An 18,927-nucleotide genomic window follows, 5' to 3' on the forward strand; every position below is an offset into this window, starting at 1 on the left:
ATCAATAAAATACCGAATCATTTTTCAAAAGGTGGAAAAGCGGGGGCCGGGAGGCCACTTTTCCTGCCTTTTTCGGGCAAACTGCGCTGCTGGCATAGGGCTGACGCAAGCCGGTTGCCAGCCTTTCCTGTTTTCAGAGCATGAGGCCAAACAGCTCCGCGCCGATGCAGCCATAAGCAGGGAGAGTCGGTTATTGGCCGGTATCAGGCACGTGGAACCATTAATATTCGCGGCCAGGTCGGGCGCGATAGACCGGGAAGCTGAGCCGGAATTTAAGAGCCGCAGCCCGCAGGGCAAAGGCGCATAAAAATGCTACCAGGGCGACGGGCTGTTTGGGCAGTTCCAGAATAGCAGCTCCCACTGTATAGATGGTCGCACCAAGCAGGGCACAGGTAATGTAAATTTCCGGGCGCAGGATAAGCGGTAATTCATTACAGACCACATCGCGCACCATACCGCCAAAGGTGGCACTGATTGTGCCCAGGATAATGGCAACCAGCGGTGAAACATTAAGGTTAAGGCCAATGGCTGCCCCGGTAACGCCAAACATCGCCAGCCCCAATGCATCAAGCCACAGCAGGGCGACATAGCGCCGTTCAAGCAGGTGGGCGGTGAAATAAACCACAACCGCGCTGCCAATACAGGTGATGATCCAGGCCGTATCGCGGATCCAGAAAACCGGGGTTTCACCGGTAATCACGTCGCGCACGGTGCCGCCGCCAATGCCGGTAAAGGTGGCAATCAGGATAAAGCCGACAATATCCATCTGCCGGCGGGAGGCCTCGAGCGCGCCCGTAACGGCAAAAACGGCAACACCGGTCAGCTCCAGCCAGTAGGTCATGTCGGTCATGGTCATGATCATGATTTTTATCCGTTGCCATGTTTTTGGGGTTTTAGGATTTGGGGTTTTAGGACGTTTCCCTTTTTAGCATAAAGCGCTGCCCGATGTTCGCCAGTGTGATTTTTGCAGGGGCAAGCATCGTTTGGCGCAGGCTGCATTCTTGACTTTGCCCCGGCAACATCGCATAGCCAATGCATGACGATCAAAAACGAACAGGACCTTGTCGCCATGCGCCGTATCGGGCGTTTGTGCGGCGATATTCGCGATGCCATGTGTGTCGCTGCCGAACCCGGCATGACAACGGCCGAGCTGGATGATATCGGCCGGGCGATGATGGACCGTGCCGGTGCCATTTCCGCCCCGGAAGGGGAATATAATTTCCCCGGTGCCACCTGTATCAGCGTCAATGAAGTGGTGGCGCATGGTATTCCCGGCCCGCGGGTGTTGCAGCGCGGGGACCTGGTGAATGTTGATGTTTCGGCATCGCTGGACGGGTATTTCGCCGATACCGGGGCCAGTTTTGTGCTGGGCGGATTTGAGGCCAGCCGGCCTGAAATTGAAAAACTGTGCCGCGATGGCAAAAAAGTGATGATGCGCGCCGTGCAGACAGTGCGCCATGGTGCGCCTTTGCGGGAAATTGGCCTGACGGTTGAAAATTTCGCCCGTAAAAATGGCTATACCCTGATCCGCAATCTGGCGAGCCACGGCGTGGGCCGTTCCCTGCACGAAGACCCCAAAACCATTGCCACCTGGGATGAACCACGCGAACGCCGCACCCTTAAAAAGGGCCAGGTCATCACCATCGAGCCGTTTTTGTCGCTGGGATCGGAATGGGCAACCGAAGACAAGGATGATGGCTGGACGTTATATGCCGATACCGGCGCACCAACAGTGCAATATGAACATAGCGTTGTTGTCACGCCGAATGGATACGAAATCCTGACCTGATGCGATGTTATCTGGTTGGAGCATGAAAAATGCCCCGCAGCATAGGCTGCGGGGCATTTTTGTGTGACGGGAAGCGTACCTTACGCGCCGTATTTTGCCTTGGCTTCGCGGCGGCGGGCGTGAAGGACGGGTTCGGTATAACCGTTGGGCTGTTCGCGGCCTTTGAAGACAAGGTCACAAGCGGCCTGGAAGGCAACGCTATTGTCGAAATCGGGCGCCATGTTGCGATAGTCAGGGTCGCCGGCATTTTGCTGGTCAACGATGGCGGCCATGCGTTTCATGGTTTCCATCACCTGGGCTTCGTCGCACAGGCCGTGATGCAGCCAGTTGGCGATATGCTGGCTGGAAATACGCAATGTTGCGCGGTCTTCCATCAGGCCGACATTGTTGATATCGGGCACCTTGGAGCAACCCACACCGGCATCAATCCAGCGCACAACATAGCCCAGAATACCCTGGGCATTGTTATCAAGCTCTGCCTGGATTTCGCTGCGCATCGGGTGCTGGTCACCCAGGCGCGGAATGGCAAGAATGTCATCCAGGCTGGCACGTTCACGCTTGCCGACTTCATCCTGTACGGCGCGTACATCGACCTTGTGGTAATGCATCGCATGCAGGGTGGCCGCCGTGGGCGAAGGCACCCAGGCGCAATTGGCGCCAGCCTTCGGATGGCCGATTTTGGCATCCATCATTTCAGCCATACGGTCCGGTTTTGCCCACATGCCCTTGCCGATCTGGGCAATGCCCTTCATGCCGCATTCAAGGCCGACATCAACATTCCAGTTTTCGTAAGCCTGAATCCAGTACTGGTCCTTCATGGCTTCCTTGCGCACAACCGGCCCGGCTTCCATGCTGGTATGGATTTCATCACCGGTACGGTCCAAAAAGCCGGTATTGATAAACACAACCCGGTCCTGTGCGGCACGGATGCATTCCTTGAGGTTGACCGTGGTGCGGCGTTCCTCGTCCATGATGCCGACTTTAAGGGTTTGCGGCGCAAGACCCGCTGCTTCTTCGGCAAAGGCAAACAGGTCGCTGGTCAGCTGGACTTCTTCGGGGCCATGCATTTTCGGCTTTACGATATAAATGCTGCCCATGCGGGAATTGGAAACGCTGCTGTTGCCTTCCAGGTCATGCTTGGCAATGACGGCGGTCATCATGGCATCAAGGAAACCTTCGGGGACTTCGTTGCCATTCCCATCCAGCACGGCATCGGTGGTCATCAGATGGCCGACATTGCGCACCAGCATCAGGCTGCGGCCGGGCAAAGTAATTTCCTGGCCGTCAAATGCCTGATAGGTGCGATCCGCATTCAGGCGGCGGGTCAGGGTTTTGCCACCTTTTTCAAAGCGTTCCTCAAGCGTGCCTTTCATAAGGCCCAGAAGGTTGCGGTAAACAAGGGTTTTGTCTTCGGCATCAACCGCGGCAATGGAATCCTCGCAATCCTGGATCGTCGTCAGAGCGGATTCCATAATCACATCGGCCACATGGGCCGGGTGGTCCTTGCCGATGAAATGGGTCGGATCAATTGAAATTTCGATATGCAGGCCATGATTGCGCAGCAAAATGGCGCTGACGGCATCGTCTTTTTCGTTAAAGCCGATAAACTGCGAAGGCTGGGCCAGGGCGGTTTCGGTGCCGTCTTTCAGGGTTGCCTGCAATGCCCACCAGCCCGCACCATTATCGCGGACTTCATATTTGACAACATCATTATGCGCGCCATTTGCCAGCGGTGCGGCATGGTCCAGGAAATCGGCGGCATAGGCAATAACGGCTGCGCCACGCTTGGCATTAAATGCTTTGCCTTTTTCCCTGCCATCGGCCTCGTCAATGACATCGGTGCCATAAAGCGCGTCATAAAGGCTGCCCCAGCGGGCATTAGCGGCGTTAAGGGCATAACGCGCATTCATCACCGGCACGACCAATTGCGGCCCGGCCACACGGGCAATTTCGGGGTCTACATTGGTGGTGGTGATGTAAAAATCTTCGCCTTCAGGCAGCAGATAGCCAATTTCGGCAAGGAAATCCTTGTAGGCGGCGGGGTCGCGGGCCTGATCGCGGCGCGACAGGTGCCATTCGTCAATTTTGGCCTGCAATTCATCGCGTTTGGCCAAAAGGGCTTTGTTGCGCGGGCCAAGCTCGCTTACCAGCTTTTCAAACGATGCCCAGAACGCGTCTGCGTCCACTCCGGTACCCGGAAGGACTTCGTTTGCCACCAGATCGTGCAACACGGTTGCAATCTGCAGGCTACCTTTGCTGATTCTTTGGGTCATGTTTCCTCTCGCCAGTGATCATGGATGTTGCAGGCGTTGTTCCTGCCTGACTGTCTGGCCATAGCATAGGTGCCAGCCCCACCCCGGGTCCACCATAGCTTTCAAATCCGTGGGATGTTTTCCGCATTATGGAAAACGTTCAATTAGGCGAAAGGGTCCCGAATGCCACACTTAAAATTTGCAGGGAATTTACAGAACGTTTGTCGAAGTGTTTTCGCGCACACAAAAACGGCCCCTTGCGTCATCAAGGGGCCGTTGGCAAATCTTAGTTTCCGGTTTTGGGCGTTGCCGGGTCATCAGATGATGGGGTTTCATCTTCATCCTCGCGCGGGACATCATCCTTGATGATTTCCTCAGCCAGGGTAGCTTCATCAATTGGGGTGGTGTCATCCTCGGTCTGGATTTCATCACCCAGCGGCGAAAGTTCGGTCACCATCGGTGTTGTGCGCGGTACGGCAACAAAGGTGCCCTGTTCTTCCAGCGTAATACGGCGGCCAAAACCGGCACGGTAGGTGGCAAACACCGCCATGCCAAAGGCAACAATCGCAAACAGCAGCGGCAGGCCCCACGGCCCGAAATAATCCAGAAACAGCGAGCCGACAATCGGCCCGAAGGCAGCAGACCCGCCATAGACGATCAAAAGTGCGCCACTGGCAGGCACAAAATCATCGGGGGTGAGGTAGTCATTCACATAGGCGACCGATAGCGCATAGATCGGCATGGTGAAAACACCCAGTATCGCGCCCCAGACAGAAAGGTTATCGCGAATAAGATCGGGCATCACATAGGGGACCAGGCCGGTAAAAATCAGCCCGACCAAAAGGGCGATCAGCACATATTGGCGTGGCACCATGTCGGATGCACGCCCGATCGGCCATTGCAGGATCATGCCACCCAGAATGACGAAAAACATGAAGGTCGCGATACTGGCCGTTGGCAGGCCCAGATCGGCAGCAAAAACCGGGCCGACACCATAAATGGCCCCGGAAAACACACCACTGCCTGCCGCGCCAACAAAACCTAATGGCGAAATCTTAAACAGGCGTTTCAGTTTCATGCGTTCGCCACTGACCGCCGAGGGGGGCGGCTGGCGCGTCAGCGCAATGGGAACCAGCGACAGTGACAGCAGGACGGATGCCAGGGTAAACAGCTCAAACCCGGAAATGGGCGAGAGGTTAAGCATAAGCTGGCCCAGTGCCAGACCGCCCAGCGACACCGTCATATAGGATGCCATCATGGCACCCCGGGAATTGTTATCGACCTGTTCGTTCAGCCAGCTTTCGACCACCAGATAAAGGCCCGACAGGCAAAGGCCGGTCATGGCGCGAAACAGTGACCAGGTGATGGGGTCCACAAATACCGCATGCAACAGCGTAATGGCCGAACCGGTGGAGGCCAGGGCGGCAAAGGTGCGAATATGCCCCACCCGGTTCACAAGCGACGCACCCCAGATGATCCCGCCAACAAAGCCCGAATAATACGAGGCCATGATGATACCGGTATAGATCGGTGCGAAGCCTTCGGATGAAGCGCGCAGAGCCAGCAGCGACGATTGCAGCGACGACCCCGAATTCAGGGTGAAGGCTGCAAAAAGGGTCGCGGATAGGGCAACTATCAGCGCGAGGGGCGAACGCGGCATGGCCAACCTCTAAGGCGTTGCGATAAGTGGACAAATACCCTGCCGGATCGACAGGCAACCTGTCAATCGGACCGGGTAAAACGTAAAAGCTTTTCAGGAACGTGTGTTCTTTCGGGGTGTTCCCGACCGTCTCCTGGAAACGGGTTTGAACCACTGTAACGTGGTAGCCCGCACATAGGGCATTTTTTATCCAAATACCAGCGTTCAATTCGCAACCATGGCACGAAAACCCGCTGCGATTAAAAATCGTGGAATTCCCGTGCCAGGCAATCACGGGTTGGGTTGGGTGCAGTGCCCCGGATGCAGGGGCACAAGCCAATATGAAATTGCCTGTTTCAACCCGGCATGGGCCATGCCGACAAGTTACTTGACCTTTGCCCTTTGGATGCTTTCTATGATCGGGAATTGGTTGAATTTTGCGGCATTGATCCGTTTTTCAGGCGGAATTTTGCGCAGCACAGATTTAAACGGCCAGAAAGAAGTTTACGGGGCTGGCCGAAAAAACGGGAGGATACCTTGAAAATATTGCGCACAATCGGTGTTCTGGCCGCAGGCATGAGCCTGCTTGGCGGATTAAGCACCGCAGCACAGGCTGAAACACGTGTAACCCTGAAATCGGCAAAATCGGCGTCATCCTATTATCAGATGGCCGCCCAGTTTGCCGAAGCCACCAAAACCGGCACCAATGGCGATATCATCGTTACCGTCGAAGAAAGCCAGGGTTCGGTACAGAACGTGATGGAAGCATCGGTTCGCCCGGGCAACTATATGTTTACATCGCCGCCCGCACTGGTTGCGTCGGCCAAGGAAGGTACGGGTCCGTTCAAAGGCCGCCCGACCGAAAAATTTGCCGAAATCCGCGCACTGTTTCCGATTCCGTCCCTGACCATGCATTTTGTCGCCCGTGCCGATAAAGGCATTGAAAGCTTTGATGACCTGGCAGGCAAATCGGTGCTGCTGGGCAAAGGGTCCTTTGGTGCGAAAGAAGGCGAAAAATATCTGGAACTGTTTGGCCTGCAGGACAAGGTAAAGCTTGCCAGCGCCGAGCTTTCCAACGCGGTTGCCGCCCTTAAAAACGGTCAGATCGATGCATTCGTAACGGCCGGGTCCTGGCCTGCGCCAAACGTGATCGAAGCCGCAGCCGGCATGGACGTGAAAGTTCTGTCGTTAAGCGATGATCAGATCGCAAAAACCGGTCGTGACCTCGCGGTTATTCCGGCAGGCACCTATAACGGCCAGACAGCGGATATCCACACATCCTCGCTTTCCGTGATTGCCTATGCCACCACGGCCATGGATGACGATACCGCCTATGCCCTGACCAAAACCTATTGGGACCAGAAAGCCAAAATGGGCCAGGACGCCCAGTGGTGGAAAGGTGTCAGCCCGGAAATGCTTGCCAATATCAAAGGCAAAATCCATCCCGGTGCTTTGCGTTACTACACCGAAGCTGGTTTCCCGGTTCGTGACGACCAAAAATAAGCGTATTTAAACGTTATCTGCCCTTGCGGCCCGGTATGTCGATTTGCGCCATGCCGGGCCTTCTGTTTCAGGAATGTCATGCAATCTGCTGTAAGCCCCGGTCTGGCCCGTTGGGTCTGGATCACCCTTGGCGCCCTTTCCATCGTCTTTCATTTGTGGCTGATTTTTTCGGGTCTGGTGCCCAATCTGGTCAGCCGGCCGCTGCATATGGCGCTGGCGTTGCCCTGGGCGCTGATTTTTGTGGCGAAAACACCGCTGCAACGCATTACCGGCACCATCTTTACGGCGGTGGGCCTGTTTGGCTGCATCTGGATTGCCTGGCATCACAGTGAGCTTTCCGATCAATACGGTTTTCTGACCGATAATTTCCAGATCATCGTCTCGCTGGCGCTGCTGGTGACCGTTCTGGAAATGGCGCGCCGGGCCATTGGCTGGCCATTGCCACTGGTGGCCAGTCTGGCGCTGCTATACGGGTTTTGGGGGCAGTATATTCCCGGTGAATTCGGCCATGGCGGATTGCCAGTTGAAAGCATGCTGGGCACCCTGACCATTGCCGAAGGCGGCCTTTGGGGCAGTCTGACCGGCGTTTCGGTCAGCATCGTTGCCATCTTTGTTATTTTTGGTGCGGTCCTTAATGCCGGTGAGGCTGGCCAGGGCTTTATGAATGTGGCTGGTGCCGCCGCTGGCCGGCTAAGCGGCGGGGCGGCCAAGGTATCGGTTATTTCATCAGCTCTTTTTGGGTCCATTTCCGGGTCGGCATCGGCCAATGTGGCATCGACCGGGGCCATTACCCTGCCTGCCATGACGCGGCTGGGCTATCCCAAGCGGCTGGCGGCCGCAGTCGAGGCCGTGGCATCATCGGGCGGGCAGATCATGCCGCCTTTGATGGGCGCGGGTGCCTTTGTGATGGTCGAACTGACCGGTCATCCCTATTCGGAAATCATGGTGGCGGCACTGCCTCCGGCGATCCTTTATTTTCTGGCTGTCTGGATTGGTATTAATGCCTATGCCGGGCGATATGATTTGCCCGGTCTTCCCGATGAAGACCGCCCCACAATGCGCGCAGTGGTCATTACATCGGCCTTTTTCCTGGTGCCCTTTACCATTTTGCTGTGGGGCATGTTCGGGGGCGGTTATACGCCACAATATGCGGCCTGCATTGCCCTTCTGGCCGGTGCGATCCTGCTGTTTTTTGATGCCGGGCTGACTTTTGATCTGCGCCGCAGCCGGGATCGTTTCATTGATGTGTGCCTGAATGCCGGGCGTCAGATTTCCATGATCGCTTCGATCATTCTGTGCGCCTCCATCGTTATCGGCGTGCTGGGCCTGACCGGGCTTGGTGTTAAAATTACCTCGCTTCTGCTGTCCGGTGCCGGGGGCATGTTATGGCCTGCTTTGCTGTTAACGGCGGTGGCCTGCCTTGTTCTGGGTATGGAAGTACCAACAACGGCGGCTTATGTTATTTGCGTATCGGTTGCCGGGCCTGCCTTGGGTGAATTGGGGCTTGAACCCTTGCAGGCGCATTTGTTTGTGTTCTGGTTTGCCCTGCTTTCAACCATTACGCCGCCGGTTTGTGGGGCTGTTTTCATTGCTGCGGGCATGGTCGAGGAAAACTGGCTGAAAGTTGCCGGAACGGCGATGTCGCTTGGTGTCGGGCTTTATCTGGTGCCCCTGGCCATGGTTGCCAATCCGTCACTTTTGCTGCTGGGAAGCAACCCGGTTTTTGCCCTGGGTGCGTCGCTTAAGGTGGCGGTGGGGCTGGGTGCCATTTCCTTTGGTATTATTTCCCCGCGCATCTGGCCGCTGCGCATTGCGTTAATTGCAGTGGGTGGCGCGATTACATTCCTGTTCGGGTTTTAAATAATCCGGGCCTGTTTTTGCCTGCATCCATGTTGCTGTGTGCTTCATGATGGTATTGGGCCAAAATAAAAAGGGATGCCGCAATGTGATGCGGCATCCCTTTTGTTTTGACGTACTGTCAGAACGTAATCTTTTGGCTGTTGCCAGGAATTATCGTGTTACGCGCGTGCGCCACGCGGACCGGCAAACAGCCAGATGATAAGGCCCACGACCGGCAGAACAAGAATAAGGATCGTCCACAGAAGTTTTGCGCCTGTGCTTGCGCCGCTGCCAAATACATTAATAATTGCCCAGATATCGGCAATCAGAATGATAATTCCTAAGATGCCACCAAATCCTGTCATGACCCAACCTCGTTTGTTGTTTGTTTAGGTGGGGGTTCCACCATTGGCTATTTACCAATTAACAAGCAAACGCCCAGGGCAGAGGTAATGTTCCCGCTGCAATATTTGGCAGCGGCAAAATATGCGCCAGTATAGGGTAAGAATAGGGGCTTAAAACCGCCTGTAACGCTTTGGTGCCGGGTGGAAGTGGTGCGATGCCGGAAGGTTAGACGACCTGGCCTGCGCACCAGCCCGATGACCAAGCCCACTGGAAGTTAAAGCCCCCCAGATGGCCGGTTACATCCACCACCTCGCCAATGAAATAAAGGCCGGGTGCCTTTTTGCTTTCCATGGTCTGGGATGAAAGCTCGCGGGTGTCCACTCCGCCCAGGGTGACTTCTGCTGTGCGGTAACCTTCGCTTCCCTGTGGGGCGATCTGCCACTGGTTTACATCGGTGGCAAGTTTGCGCAGGGCCTTGTCACCGGTTTCCCCAATCGGGCGGTCCAGGCCATGGCGCGCAGTAATGAATTGCGCCAGCCGGTTGGGCAACATACGTGCAAGCACATTATGCACCGCCTGTTTCGGGCTTTCATCCTTGGCGGCTTTCAAAAGCTCGAACGCATCCTGTTCGGGATTCAGGTTAACGCTGATGGTTTCGGCTTCGCGCCAATAGGATGAAATTTGCAAAATCGATGGACCACTTAACCCGCGATGGGTGAACAGCAAGCCTTCGCGGAATTTGGTTTTCTGGTGTGAAACAACGGCATCAACCGAAATGCCTGCCAACTGGCCCAGATCCGCACGGGTATCGGGATCAAATGTCAGCGGGACAAGGGCGGCACGGGTGGGCACAATATCAAGGCCAAATTGCCGCGCGATCTGATAGCCAAAACCGGTTGCACCGATTTTGGGGATCGAAAGCCCGCCGCAGGCAATGACCAGCGAATGGCAATGCCAGTTCGCCCCGCTTTGCGTGGTAACGACATAGCCACCACGCTGGGCGGCCTCTATCGCGCGGATGCTGGTATCTAGGCGAATTTCAACGCCTGCGTCATCGCATTCATCCAGCAGCATGTCGATGATCTGAAACGAACTTTCATCGCAAAAAAGCTGGCCCAACGTTTTTTCGTGCCAGGCAATATTATGCCGGTCAACCAGCGCGATGAAATCATGCTGGGTATAGCGTTTCAGCGCCGAAACACAGAAACGTTTGTTCTGGGAAATATAGTTTTCCGGCCTTGCATGCAGATTGGTGAAATTGCAGCGACCCCCCCCGGAAATACGGATTTTTTCGGCCGGTTTGCTGGCGTGATCCACCACCATCACCGAACGACCGCGCTTGCCCGCCTCGATTGCACACATAAGGCCCGCCGCACCGGCACCAATAATGATCACGTCCAGGTTTTTCACAGCCGTTCTGTTCTTTCGATCTGCAGGGTAAATTAGGCTAAATCTTTGGCCCGCTTATAGGATGAATTTCCGTAATTGTCAGCCTTTGCGCAGGCGGAACCGGCAAAGGGTGCAATTGCGGGCATTAACGGCAACGGAATATCATTATTTCAAAAGCAGGGCGGGGCGTCGCGGCAGCTTATGCCGGGATGCTTTTGGGCTTTTTATGCTCGCCATCGCGGTTAAGCTGCGGTTCGGCGGCATCATTGGCGCGCGGAATTGTCATTTGCATGGGTTGAACTGGCGTTTCCGGCTTGAGCGGTGCGCTGTCATTGGCCTGGTTCAACTCGTCTTCGGTTACAACGCAATCCCGGCCCTTCTGTTTGGCCAGATACAGCGCCTGGTCGGCACGCTGGATCAGGCGGCCCAGTGGTTCGCCATAATCAAAACAGCCAATGCCGATGGAAACGGTGATTTTTTCAATCGGCGATCCGTCAATTTCGCTAATGACGTGCTTTTGCCCCACATTCTGGCGAATGATTTCGGCAAGGCGGCGGGCATTGGCAACATCGGTGCGCGGCAGAATAACCGAAAATTCCTCGCCGCCATAACGGGCGGCGGTATCGCGGCCCTTGATATTGTTGCGCAGGGTTTGCGCTAACAGACGAATGACCTGATCACCGGTCTGGTGGCCATAGGTATCGTTGAACTGTTTGAAATGGTCGACATCGATCATCAGCAGGCAAAGCGGCGTTCCCGTTTCCATGGCTTCCATGGCACGGTTACGCAACTGCTGGTCAAACATCTTGCGGTTGGCAATGCCGGTTAACGGGTCGGTCATTGCCTCTTTGCGCATTTCTTCCAGGTCCTGGCGCAGGCGCGAAATTTCTGACGATACAGTGTCGTCATCAATGCTGCCGTTCTTGCCAGTGTTGCTGGTGCTGTTTTGCCCGGAATCCTCGCTGGAATTGGCGATATCGCCAAACGGGTTGGGCAGGGGGGAATCCGTCATATGCGGTGGGCGGGCATCAATCAGGCGCGAATGCACCGATGAACCGGCATGAATGCCTGCACTGTGGCTGGACGGGGCCGGATTGAACGCCTGTGAACCAAAAAACCGTTCACACAGGTAATGACAGCGCAGCAGGTCAAATTCCTGGTGGTTGGACCGCAGGATATCAATTGTCTGGGTCAGTTCGGCATTGGTGCCCGAAAGATAATGGTAGAACAGCGCATAATTGGACGGTGTCGGCGCAATATCCAGGCTTGAAAGCAGCGCGACGGTTTCCCGTGCGATCTTTCGGGCCTGTTTTACTGCATCGGCATGTTCGTTCATTAGCGGTGATGTCCCGGGTGTGATCTGCGTTTTAGAATTATACCAGCATCTGTCATACCAGACGCTCGGATCAGGAAAATGTTCCAGGATCGGATGCTGTCAGTACAAAATGCCAGAAGCAGGCAATGGGCACACAGAATTCTGGAACACGAATATAGTATTTCCTATCCTTTGTATAGGTCTGGCGACCCCTGTTTCGTCTTGATTTGGGTCAAAATCGCTGAAAAGGTTTAATATGTCTAAAATTTAGGCAATGATGGCGTCGGAAAGTGATTTTTCGCTGGATTAACCTAACAAGAAGAACAACCGGGAGGATGATGTGATTTCGACCCTGCACGCAAAAAGAATGATGCTTGTGTTGCTGATCGGTCTGGTGGTGAGTATGCCGGCCTTCGCACAGCAAAAAAATGACTCCGCACCGGCCGATTCCGACTCCCAGATTGTCGATTTACGCAAAATCACCCCGGAAGAAAGAACCAACCTTCCGCCCCTGATGGAACGTTACCTGCTTGATGAAATCAAATCATTGCGCACCGATATGCAGGGCATGCGCACCGATTTGATGCGCGAGGTGGTAAATCGCCAGCTTGAAGCCATCGATAAGGCGATCAGCTATTCATCCAATACCGTGACCTATTTTTTCTATTTCGTTGCGGCGGTGGGTGCGCTTTTGACCATGCTGGGCTGGCAATCCCTGCGCGAACTGAAATCAAGCGTGCGGTCGCTGGCCGATACCGAATTGCGCCGCCTGTCCGACGAATTTGAAACGCGGTTAAGTGCGCTTGAGGAAGAATTGCGCCAGAAAAGCCAGGTGATCAACGATAACCAGCGCGAGATCGAACGCACCCAAAGCCTGCATGCCTATTGGCTACAGGCAAACCAGGTCAGCAATCCACGATCCAAGATCGAGATTTACGACCGCATGCTCGAAATGTCACCCGGCGACCCGGAAGTCATGGCCTATAAGGCCGATGCGGCCCTGATGCTGGGCGAACGGGATTGGGCGCTTAGCCTGTGTAACCGTTTGCTGGCCGAGGCCCCCGAAAGTGCCAATGGCCATTATCAGCGTGCCTGTGCGAATGCCGGCCTTGGTTTCCGCGAGGCAGCCCTGGCCGATTTGCAGCGCGCCGTCGAACTTTCAGACGCCATGCGCCAACCGGCCTGGTCCGAGGTTGAATTTGAATCCCTGCGCGACATGCCCGAATTTGCCGAAATTCTGGGGCCGCGCAGCGAAAGCGAAGGCAACCGCCCGGCGGAATGATCGGGTTTTAACCGGCAATTCAAACCATAAAAAAACACCACCGGGGCTATATCAGCCATCCTGGTGGTGTTTTCTTTTGCATGCGTCAGGGGTGACGGGCGTGGTTATTTGCCCAGTTCATTCCACAGCGGATGGATCGGCGCTTCGTCTTCGTCGATCTGGGTAAAACGGGCGTCGGTATCGAAGAAATAATTGTCGGTCAGGTCGTCATTGACCTGCGAAACTTCACCAACGATCACCGGGCCTTTGCCTTCTTCGCCATAGAAACGGTGAATCATGGTGCGCGGCAGGGTCACGCTCTGGCCCGGTTCCAGCACAACTTTGCCACCGGCGGGCAGAATGTTCAGCTTGCCATCGGTGCGAACATGGACGTCGCTTTCCTTGTCCATTTCGCCGTCTTTGGTCAGGTTATAAAGCTCGACCACCAGGTTGCCGCCACCCCGGACAATGATGTCTTCCATCTTGACCTTGTGGTAATGCCACGGGCATTCCTGATTTTCGCCAACAATCATGATCTTTTCGGCATAGGGAACTTCACCCGGCTGGCGCAGAATACCATTGCGCAGGCAAAACAGGATCAGCCCGCGCTCGGCAAAGCGGCCTTCGCCGTAATCGGTAACGTCCCAGCCCATCTGATGGGCGTTGCACCATTTTGCCAGGTCCGGCTGTTTTTCCCATTCTTCGGGCGAATAATGTGCCCAGTCCGGCAGGCGAAACGAAATCGAATTATAAAGTTCTTTGGCCTGGTTGATGCAGGCATTGATTTCTGAGCGGCGCATAGGGGCGTTCCCTCGGGTTCTGTTGTGCGACACGGGATGGGCATTCGGGCAATGCCATCCGCAAAAGATGCGTGGTTTTAACATGGTCCGCGGCTTTGTGCGACGAGAATTTGAATGCATTCAAGGTCGCAGGCGGCACAATCAAAATTTCACCATCATTACTGGCTTTAGTCACTATAGGCGATCTGACCGGTCACGCCAAATGCTGCAACATTTGTTGTGCGGTGGCAGCCGGGCGGTCAGACGGAAATGGTTAAACAGGAAACGGATGGCATAATGGGCAGGGTTTCAGTTGTTATTGCATCTATCGTGGTTGCTGCGGGCATTGCCGGTGCCGGGGCACTGGTGGGGCAGGGTATTGTCAATATGCGCTCGCTAGACCGGTTTGTGACCGTCAAGGGCCTTGCCGAACAGGATGTTAAGGCTGACCGCGCGGTATGGCCGATCACCTTTGTTGCCACCAATGATGTTTTGCAAACAGCGCAGCAAAAGATCGAGGATGATACCGAAACCCTGCAAAAGTTTCTCGAAGCACACGGTATTTCGCGTGAACAGACCGAACTGCAAAACCTGCAGGTAACAGACCAGCTGGCACAAAGCTATCGCTCCGGCCCGGTGGAAAGCCGCTATATCGTCAGTCAGACAGTGCAGGTCAGCTCGGACGATGTGGAAGCCGTGGCAAAGGCATCGCAGGATATTGGCAAACTGCTGCAAAACGGCATTGTTTTGGGCGGGCAGGGCTATAATGCCGGGCCAAGTTACCTGTTTACCAAACTAAACGATATCAAACCCGACATGATCGCCAAAGCAACGGCCAATGCGCGTGAAAGTGCCCAGCAATTTGCCAAGGATTCCGGCGGCAAGCTGGGCGGTATTCGCCGGGCCAATCAGGGCCTGTTTCAAATTCTGGCGGCAGATGGGGCGCCCAACACCACCGAATCAAACCAGATCAATAAAACCGTCCGTGTCGTTACCACCATGGAATATCTGCTCGAAGATTGATCGGGTGGGGTGCTGACTCTATCATCACCTGATCCTACGTTATGCGGGGCGGGGTAAGCCGCCTCGTTATATGCAGGGGCGTGAATGATGTGTTTGGGGCATATGCCCCGGCCTGTTCTGTTGGGCGGGTTTGATCGGCTTTGATTGACTTGTCGGTAAAAAGCGGCTTTATGCGGCAGCTATGGCGCGACTTATTTTGCTTAATAAACCCTATGGGGTTCTTACCCAGTTTACCGACAAAGAAAATGGCCGGTCGACGCTGGCAGACTATGTCGATTTGCCGGGGGTTTATGCCGCCGGGCGGCTGGACCGCGACAGCGAAGGTTTGCTGCTGTTAACCGATAATGGCCCGCTAAACGCCCAGATCGCCCATCCCAAATATAAAAAGCCCAAAACATACTGGGTGCAGGTTGAAGGCGAGCCCGATGACGCCGCCCTGCAGGCCCTGCGCGATGGCGTAATGTTAAAGGATGGCATGACCCTGCCCGCCCGTGCGCGCCGTCTGGATGAACCTGAAGGCCTGTGGGACCGGGACCCACCCGTGCGGTTTCGCAAAGCCATCCCCACAAGCTGGATCGAACTGAGCATCACCGAAGGCCGCAACCGCCAGGTGCGCCGTATGACGGCTGCTGTCGGCTTTCCGACCTTGCGTCTGATCCGCTACGCCATCGGTGACTGGTCGCTTGATGATCTGGCACCGGGCGAATGGCGTGAAATAGATGTGCCTGCCCCCATCGCACCGCCGCCCACACCAACCGGTGCAAAACCCGCGCATAAGGGCCGGGGAACGGGGCAAAAACCACGCTTTGGCCGCAATGACAAAGGCCCGCATGGCCGGGATGATACCGCACGCATGGCACCATCGGACCATTCGCAACGCAATGGACCCGGCGATCGCCCCGGGCACGCAGACCGGGGCCGCAACCGTAATCGACCCGCACGTAATGATCGCGCGGATACTGACGGCTGGACAGGGCGTGAAGATACAGGCCGTGATGCCGCCGGGCGTGGAAATGCAGGCCGCAACCGGCCAGCGAGACCGCCATCGGAACAGCACGACACACCCCCAGGCGGGGTAAAGCCACGCCGGGGCAAAGGTGCCGGGCCGCAACAGGATAAACAGATAAATACCGGCGGACAGCCACCCCGCCGGGGTGATGCTACGCGCCGCAATGAACGCCGTGGGACGGATGGAAACACCAATGTCAATGCAGGCGAAAGCCGTTCGCTAAACCGTAACGGGCGGGCCAAAACCGGTGGGCGCGGCCCGCAGGACCAGCCCCGCACGGATGGTGGCCGGGATGCCGGTGATGGGGCACGCCGGGGGCGCCGGGGTGGTTCGCGCTCTGGCCGGGGCGATAGGGGATAGGATAAAATGCTAAGCTATCTGCACGGGTTTCATGCGGGCAATGTCGCCGATGTTCATAAACATGCGGCACTGGTTCTTGTTCTGGCGCATTTGCAGAAAAAGGATAAACCCTTCTGCGTGATCGATACCCATGCCGGTGCAGGGTGGTATGATCTTTCCAGCCCGCAGGCCCAGAAAACCGGCGAATGGAAAGGCGGGATTGCTGCGGTGCAAGGGGCGGCCAATATCCCGGCAGCATTAAAACCCTATCTGGATCTGGTGGGCAGGTTTGTGCCGGAAAACCTGCATAATGAAGGTGCTGACGACGGTGGTGCGGCTGGTGGAAAGCCGGTTTATTATCCGGGGTCACCCTTTATTGTGCAAAAAATGCTGCGCGAAAGTGATCGGCTATCGCTGATGGAATTGCACCCGCGCGAATTTGAAACGCTGGACCGGCGTGTTTATCATGACCGGCGCATCAATTTGCAAAAGCGCGATGGTTATGAAGGGCTGGTGGCATTGGTGCCACCCCCCATTCGCCGTGGTTTGGTGCTGATGGATCCCAGCTATGATGTGAAGCAGGATTACGCCCGTGCGGCCAAATCCATTATTGCTGCACATCGCCGATGGGCAACGGCAACCTATATGCTGTGGTATCCGGTCCTGACCGACGGTTTTGAAGGTGAATTGCACCAGATGTTCCGCCAGATCGAAACACCGGGCGGGGTTTTATGCAGCGAACTGGCCGCAAGCCAGGGCGGGGCAAAGGGGCGGATGCTGGGCACCGGCCTTTTGATTATCAATCCGCCGTTCCAGCTTGATGCGCAACTGGCCGAAATTGGCGGCTGGCTGCGCAATGTTGTGCAGTTACCAGGCCCGGCAACACATCGCCTCGACTGGTTGGTAAAGGCCCCATAAAAAAGCACCAGCCCCAAAAATTGCCTGGGCTGGTGCAGTCGGCAAGTAACCTTTTGGCGGCCTTTATGCTGCGCTTACATCCCGATAAAGGGTTGCAGCAATTTGGGCAGAATCCCGTTAAATTTAAGCGGCGCGTCGGTCGCAATCAGGCAGATGCAATCCTCGGCGGTATCGGCAATCGGCTGATGGTCAATATCATCGGCCAGATCGGCCACATCACCCGCGCAAAACCGGCCCACATCATCAATATAGGACCCTTTTAACAGTAGGGTCATTTCATGCCCGCCATGCCCGTGATCGGGAATGCTGATGCCCGGCGCAATTTTAAGCAGCCTGACCGTACCCTTGGTCTGCACCGATTTTAGCGGAAAATGCTTAACGCCAGGTGCAAGGCTGCGCCAGGGAATGTCTTCAAGCGATAAAATATTATCGGGCAGCAAATTTGCCAGCGGTGTTGGCAGTGAAGGCACGGCACTGCCTGACGGCCCGGCTGTTACCGCAACCCGGCGCGGGGCAGCAACAGGCAGGGGGGCCGCATTTTCGTTGGCACTTTCCTGTTCGATCATCGCCATGACATGGTCCAGCGCATCGACATTCATGGCAAGGCCGTCGCTGCCATTAAGCATGGCACCGCCACAGGCTTCAAATTCGGCAACTTTGTCGCGGCAATGGGGGCATAGGGTCATATGGGTTGCAATGACCAGTTCCATCGCCTGCGACAGGGTGCCGCTGGCATAGGCCAGCAAGGTTTCGTCTGTCGGGTGGTGTTTGATATTCATGCTACCCCCTCCAGTCCATTGCGCATCTTGGCCAGCGCCAGTCGCAGGCGTGATTTTACCGTGCCTAACGGTATGTTCAGCCTTTCTGCGATTTCGCTGTGCGATATGTCTTCAAAAAACGACAATTCCACGACCACTCTTTGATCCTGTGGCAGCTCGACCAGGGCCTCCTGTACCAGGGCGGCCTGTTCGCTTTGGCTGACGACCTCGTCTGCAATCGGGGTTTCGTCAACAATCAGCGTCGGGTCGGCATCATCCACTTCGATATGTTTGCGTTGCCTTAACCGGTCAATCCGAAGGTTTCGGGCAATGGTAAAGATCCATGTGCTTGCCGCGGCTTTTTGCGGGTCAAACAGGTGCGCCTTGCGCCAAACCTGCATCAGGGTTTCCTGGGCAAGTTCCTCGGCCATTTCCTGGGTTCCGGTAAATCGGAACATGTAAACCTTCACCCGTGGCCCGAAATGGGCAAACAGACGGGCAAAGGCGGCCTTGTCACGCGAAGCCGCTATCGCGACGATCCAGTCGGCATACTGACGTGCTTCTTCCGGGTTGGCCGGGGCACGTCTGTTTGTCGCTGTACCGTTCATGAGTTTCCCTGGTCCCTTGTCGGACCGAACCGCGACATTGTGCATCATATGTCGAGATACGGCTTTTTATCGCTATTGGATCATCCGGCTTGAAAGATTTGTCCCGGCCCCCCTAATTATTTGAGAGCCATCGTATTTTTTTGATCCGGATAAATGTGTTG

At 55.6% G+C, this 18,927-nt stretch carries 16 protein-coding genes; 7 read left to right on the forward strand and 9 right to left on the reverse strand.

Features of this window, described 5'->3' with window-relative positions; translation table 11 throughout:
* Positions 1-220: 220 nt before the first annotated feature.
* Entirely contained in the window at positions 221-862 is a 642-nt protein-coding gene (locus tag CSC3H3_RS01435; RefSeq protein WP_245881228.1) for a trimeric intracellular cation channel family protein, read from the reverse strand.
* A 174-nt stretch (positions 863-1,036) separates the two neighbouring features.
* On the opposite strand from CSC3H3_RS01435, the gene map reads away from it, so the two are divergent.
* Positions 1,037-1,789, forward strand: a complete 753-nt coding sequence (map, locus tag CSC3H3_RS01440) for a type I methionyl aminopeptidase (RefSeq protein ID WP_101286049.1) — start codon at positions 1,037-1,039, stop codon at positions 1,787-1,789.
* A gap of 80 nt (positions 1,790-1,869) precedes the next feature.
* On the opposite strand, the gene CSC3H3_RS01445 is transcribed toward map, so the two are convergent.
* Entirely contained in the window at positions 1,870-4,062 is a 2,193-nt protein-coding gene (locus tag CSC3H3_RS01445; protein WP_101283251.1) for a malate synthase G, read from the reverse strand.
* 265 nt (positions 4,063-4,327) lie between these two features.
* Complete coding sequence (locus CSC3H3_RS01450) at positions 4,328-5,701, reverse strand: MFS transporter (RefSeq protein WP_101286050.1); 1,374 nt, start codon at positions 5,699-5,701, stop codon at positions 4,328-4,330.
* A 516-nt stretch (positions 5,702-6,217) separates the two neighbouring features.
* Here CSC3H3_RS01450 and CSC3H3_RS01455 point away from each other — a divergent pair.
* The gene (locus CSC3H3_RS01455; RefSeq protein ID WP_215907545.1) at positions 6,218-7,183 is read left to right on the forward strand and encodes a TAXI family TRAP transporter solute-binding subunit; all 966 of its coding nucleotides are present in this window, start codon (positions 6,218-6,220) and stop codon (positions 7,181-7,183) included.
* A 78-nt stretch (positions 7,184-7,261) separates the two neighbouring features.
* The gene (locus CSC3H3_RS01460; RefSeq protein WP_101269932.1) at positions 7,262-9,043 is read left to right on the forward strand and encodes a TRAP transporter permease; all 1,782 of its coding nucleotides are present in this window, start codon (positions 7,262-7,264) and stop codon (positions 9,041-9,043) included.
* Positions 9,044-9,201: 158 nt separating this feature from the next.
* On the opposite strand, the gene CSC3H3_RS01465 is transcribed toward CSC3H3_RS01460, so the two are convergent.
* The 3 genes from CSC3H3_RS01465 to CSC3H3_RS01475 all read right to left on the reverse strand — a co-directional run bounded on the left by CSC3H3_RS01465 (position 9,202) and on the right by CSC3H3_RS01475 (position 12,092).
* A complete protein-coding gene (locus tag CSC3H3_RS01465) occupies positions 9,202-9,387 on the reverse strand; it encodes a PLD nuclease N-terminal domain-containing protein (RefSeq protein WP_101269934.1) in 186 nt (61 codons plus the stop codon).
* Positions 9,388-9,592: 205 nt separating this feature from the next.
* Complete coding sequence (locus tag CSC3H3_RS01470) at positions 9,593-10,777, reverse strand: BaiN/RdsA family NAD(P)/FAD-dependent oxidoreductase (RefSeq protein ID WP_101283253.1); 1,185 nt, start codon at positions 10,775-10,777, stop codon at positions 9,593-9,595.
* Between the two features lie 178 nt (positions 10,778-10,955).
* A complete protein-coding gene (locus CSC3H3_RS01475) occupies positions 10,956-12,092 on the reverse strand; it encodes a GGDEF domain-containing protein (protein ID WP_101283255.1) in 1,137 nt (378 codons plus the stop codon).
* A gap of 346 nt (positions 12,093-12,438) precedes the next feature.
* On the opposite strand from CSC3H3_RS01475, the gene CSC3H3_RS01480 reads away from it, so the two are divergent.
* Positions 12,439-13,353 (forward strand): tetratricopeptide repeat protein, encoded by a 915-nt coding sequence (locus CSC3H3_RS01480; RefSeq protein ID WP_101270153.1) that lies wholly within the window; start codon positions 12,439-12,441, stop codon positions 13,351-13,353.
* Positions 13,354-13,457: 104 nt separating this feature from the next.
* Here the strand turns inward: CSC3H3_RS01480 and CSC3H3_RS01485 are convergent, their stop codons facing one another.
* A complete protein-coding gene (locus tag CSC3H3_RS01485) occupies positions 13,458-14,132 on the reverse strand; it encodes a D-lyxose/D-mannose family sugar isomerase (protein WP_101283257.1) in 675 nt (224 codons plus the stop codon).
* Between the two features lie 276 nt (positions 14,133-14,408).
* On the opposite strand from CSC3H3_RS01485, the gene CSC3H3_RS01490 reads away from it, so the two are divergent.
* The 3 genes from CSC3H3_RS01490 to CSC3H3_RS01500 all read left to right on the forward strand — a co-directional run bounded on the left by CSC3H3_RS01490 (position 14,409) and on the right by CSC3H3_RS01500 (position 17,400).
* Complete coding sequence (locus CSC3H3_RS01490) at positions 14,409-15,134, forward strand: SIMPL domain-containing protein (RefSeq protein ID WP_101286052.1); 726 nt, start codon at positions 14,409-14,411, stop codon at positions 15,132-15,134.
* A gap of 181 nt (positions 15,135-15,315) precedes the next feature.
* Entirely contained in the window at positions 15,316-16,503 is a 1,188-nt protein-coding gene (locus CSC3H3_RS25130; protein WP_342751352.1) for a pseudouridine synthase, read from the forward strand.
* Between the two features lie 6 nt (positions 16,504-16,509).
* Positions 16,510-17,400 (forward strand): 23S rRNA (adenine(2030)-N(6))-methyltransferase RlmJ, encoded by an 891-nt coding sequence (locus tag CSC3H3_RS01500; RefSeq protein WP_101283259.1) that lies wholly within the window; start codon positions 16,510-16,512, stop codon positions 17,398-17,400.
* Between the two features lie 74 nt (positions 17,401-17,474).
* On the opposite strand, the gene CSC3H3_RS01505 is transcribed toward CSC3H3_RS01500, so the two are convergent.
* Together CSC3H3_RS01505 and CSC3H3_RS01510 are read right to left on the reverse strand one after the other, a co-directional pair.
* Entirely contained in the window at positions 17,475-18,179 is a 705-nt protein-coding gene (locus tag CSC3H3_RS01505; RefSeq protein ID WP_101283261.1) for a ChrR family anti-sigma-E factor, read from the reverse strand.
* Entirely contained in the window at positions 18,176-18,766 is a 591-nt protein-coding gene (locus CSC3H3_RS01510) for a sigma-70 family RNA polymerase sigma factor (protein ID WP_245881229.1), read from the reverse strand. The genes CSC3H3_RS01505 and CSC3H3_RS01510 overlap by 4 nt, the downstream gene beginning before the upstream one ends.
* Between the last annotated feature and the right edge of the window lie 161 nt (positions 18,767-18,927).

Source organism: Thalassospira marina (genome assembly GCF_002844375.1).
Taxonomy (GTDB): domain Bacteria; phylum Pseudomonadota; class Alphaproteobacteria; order Rhodospirillales; family Thalassospiraceae; genus Thalassospira; species Thalassospira marina.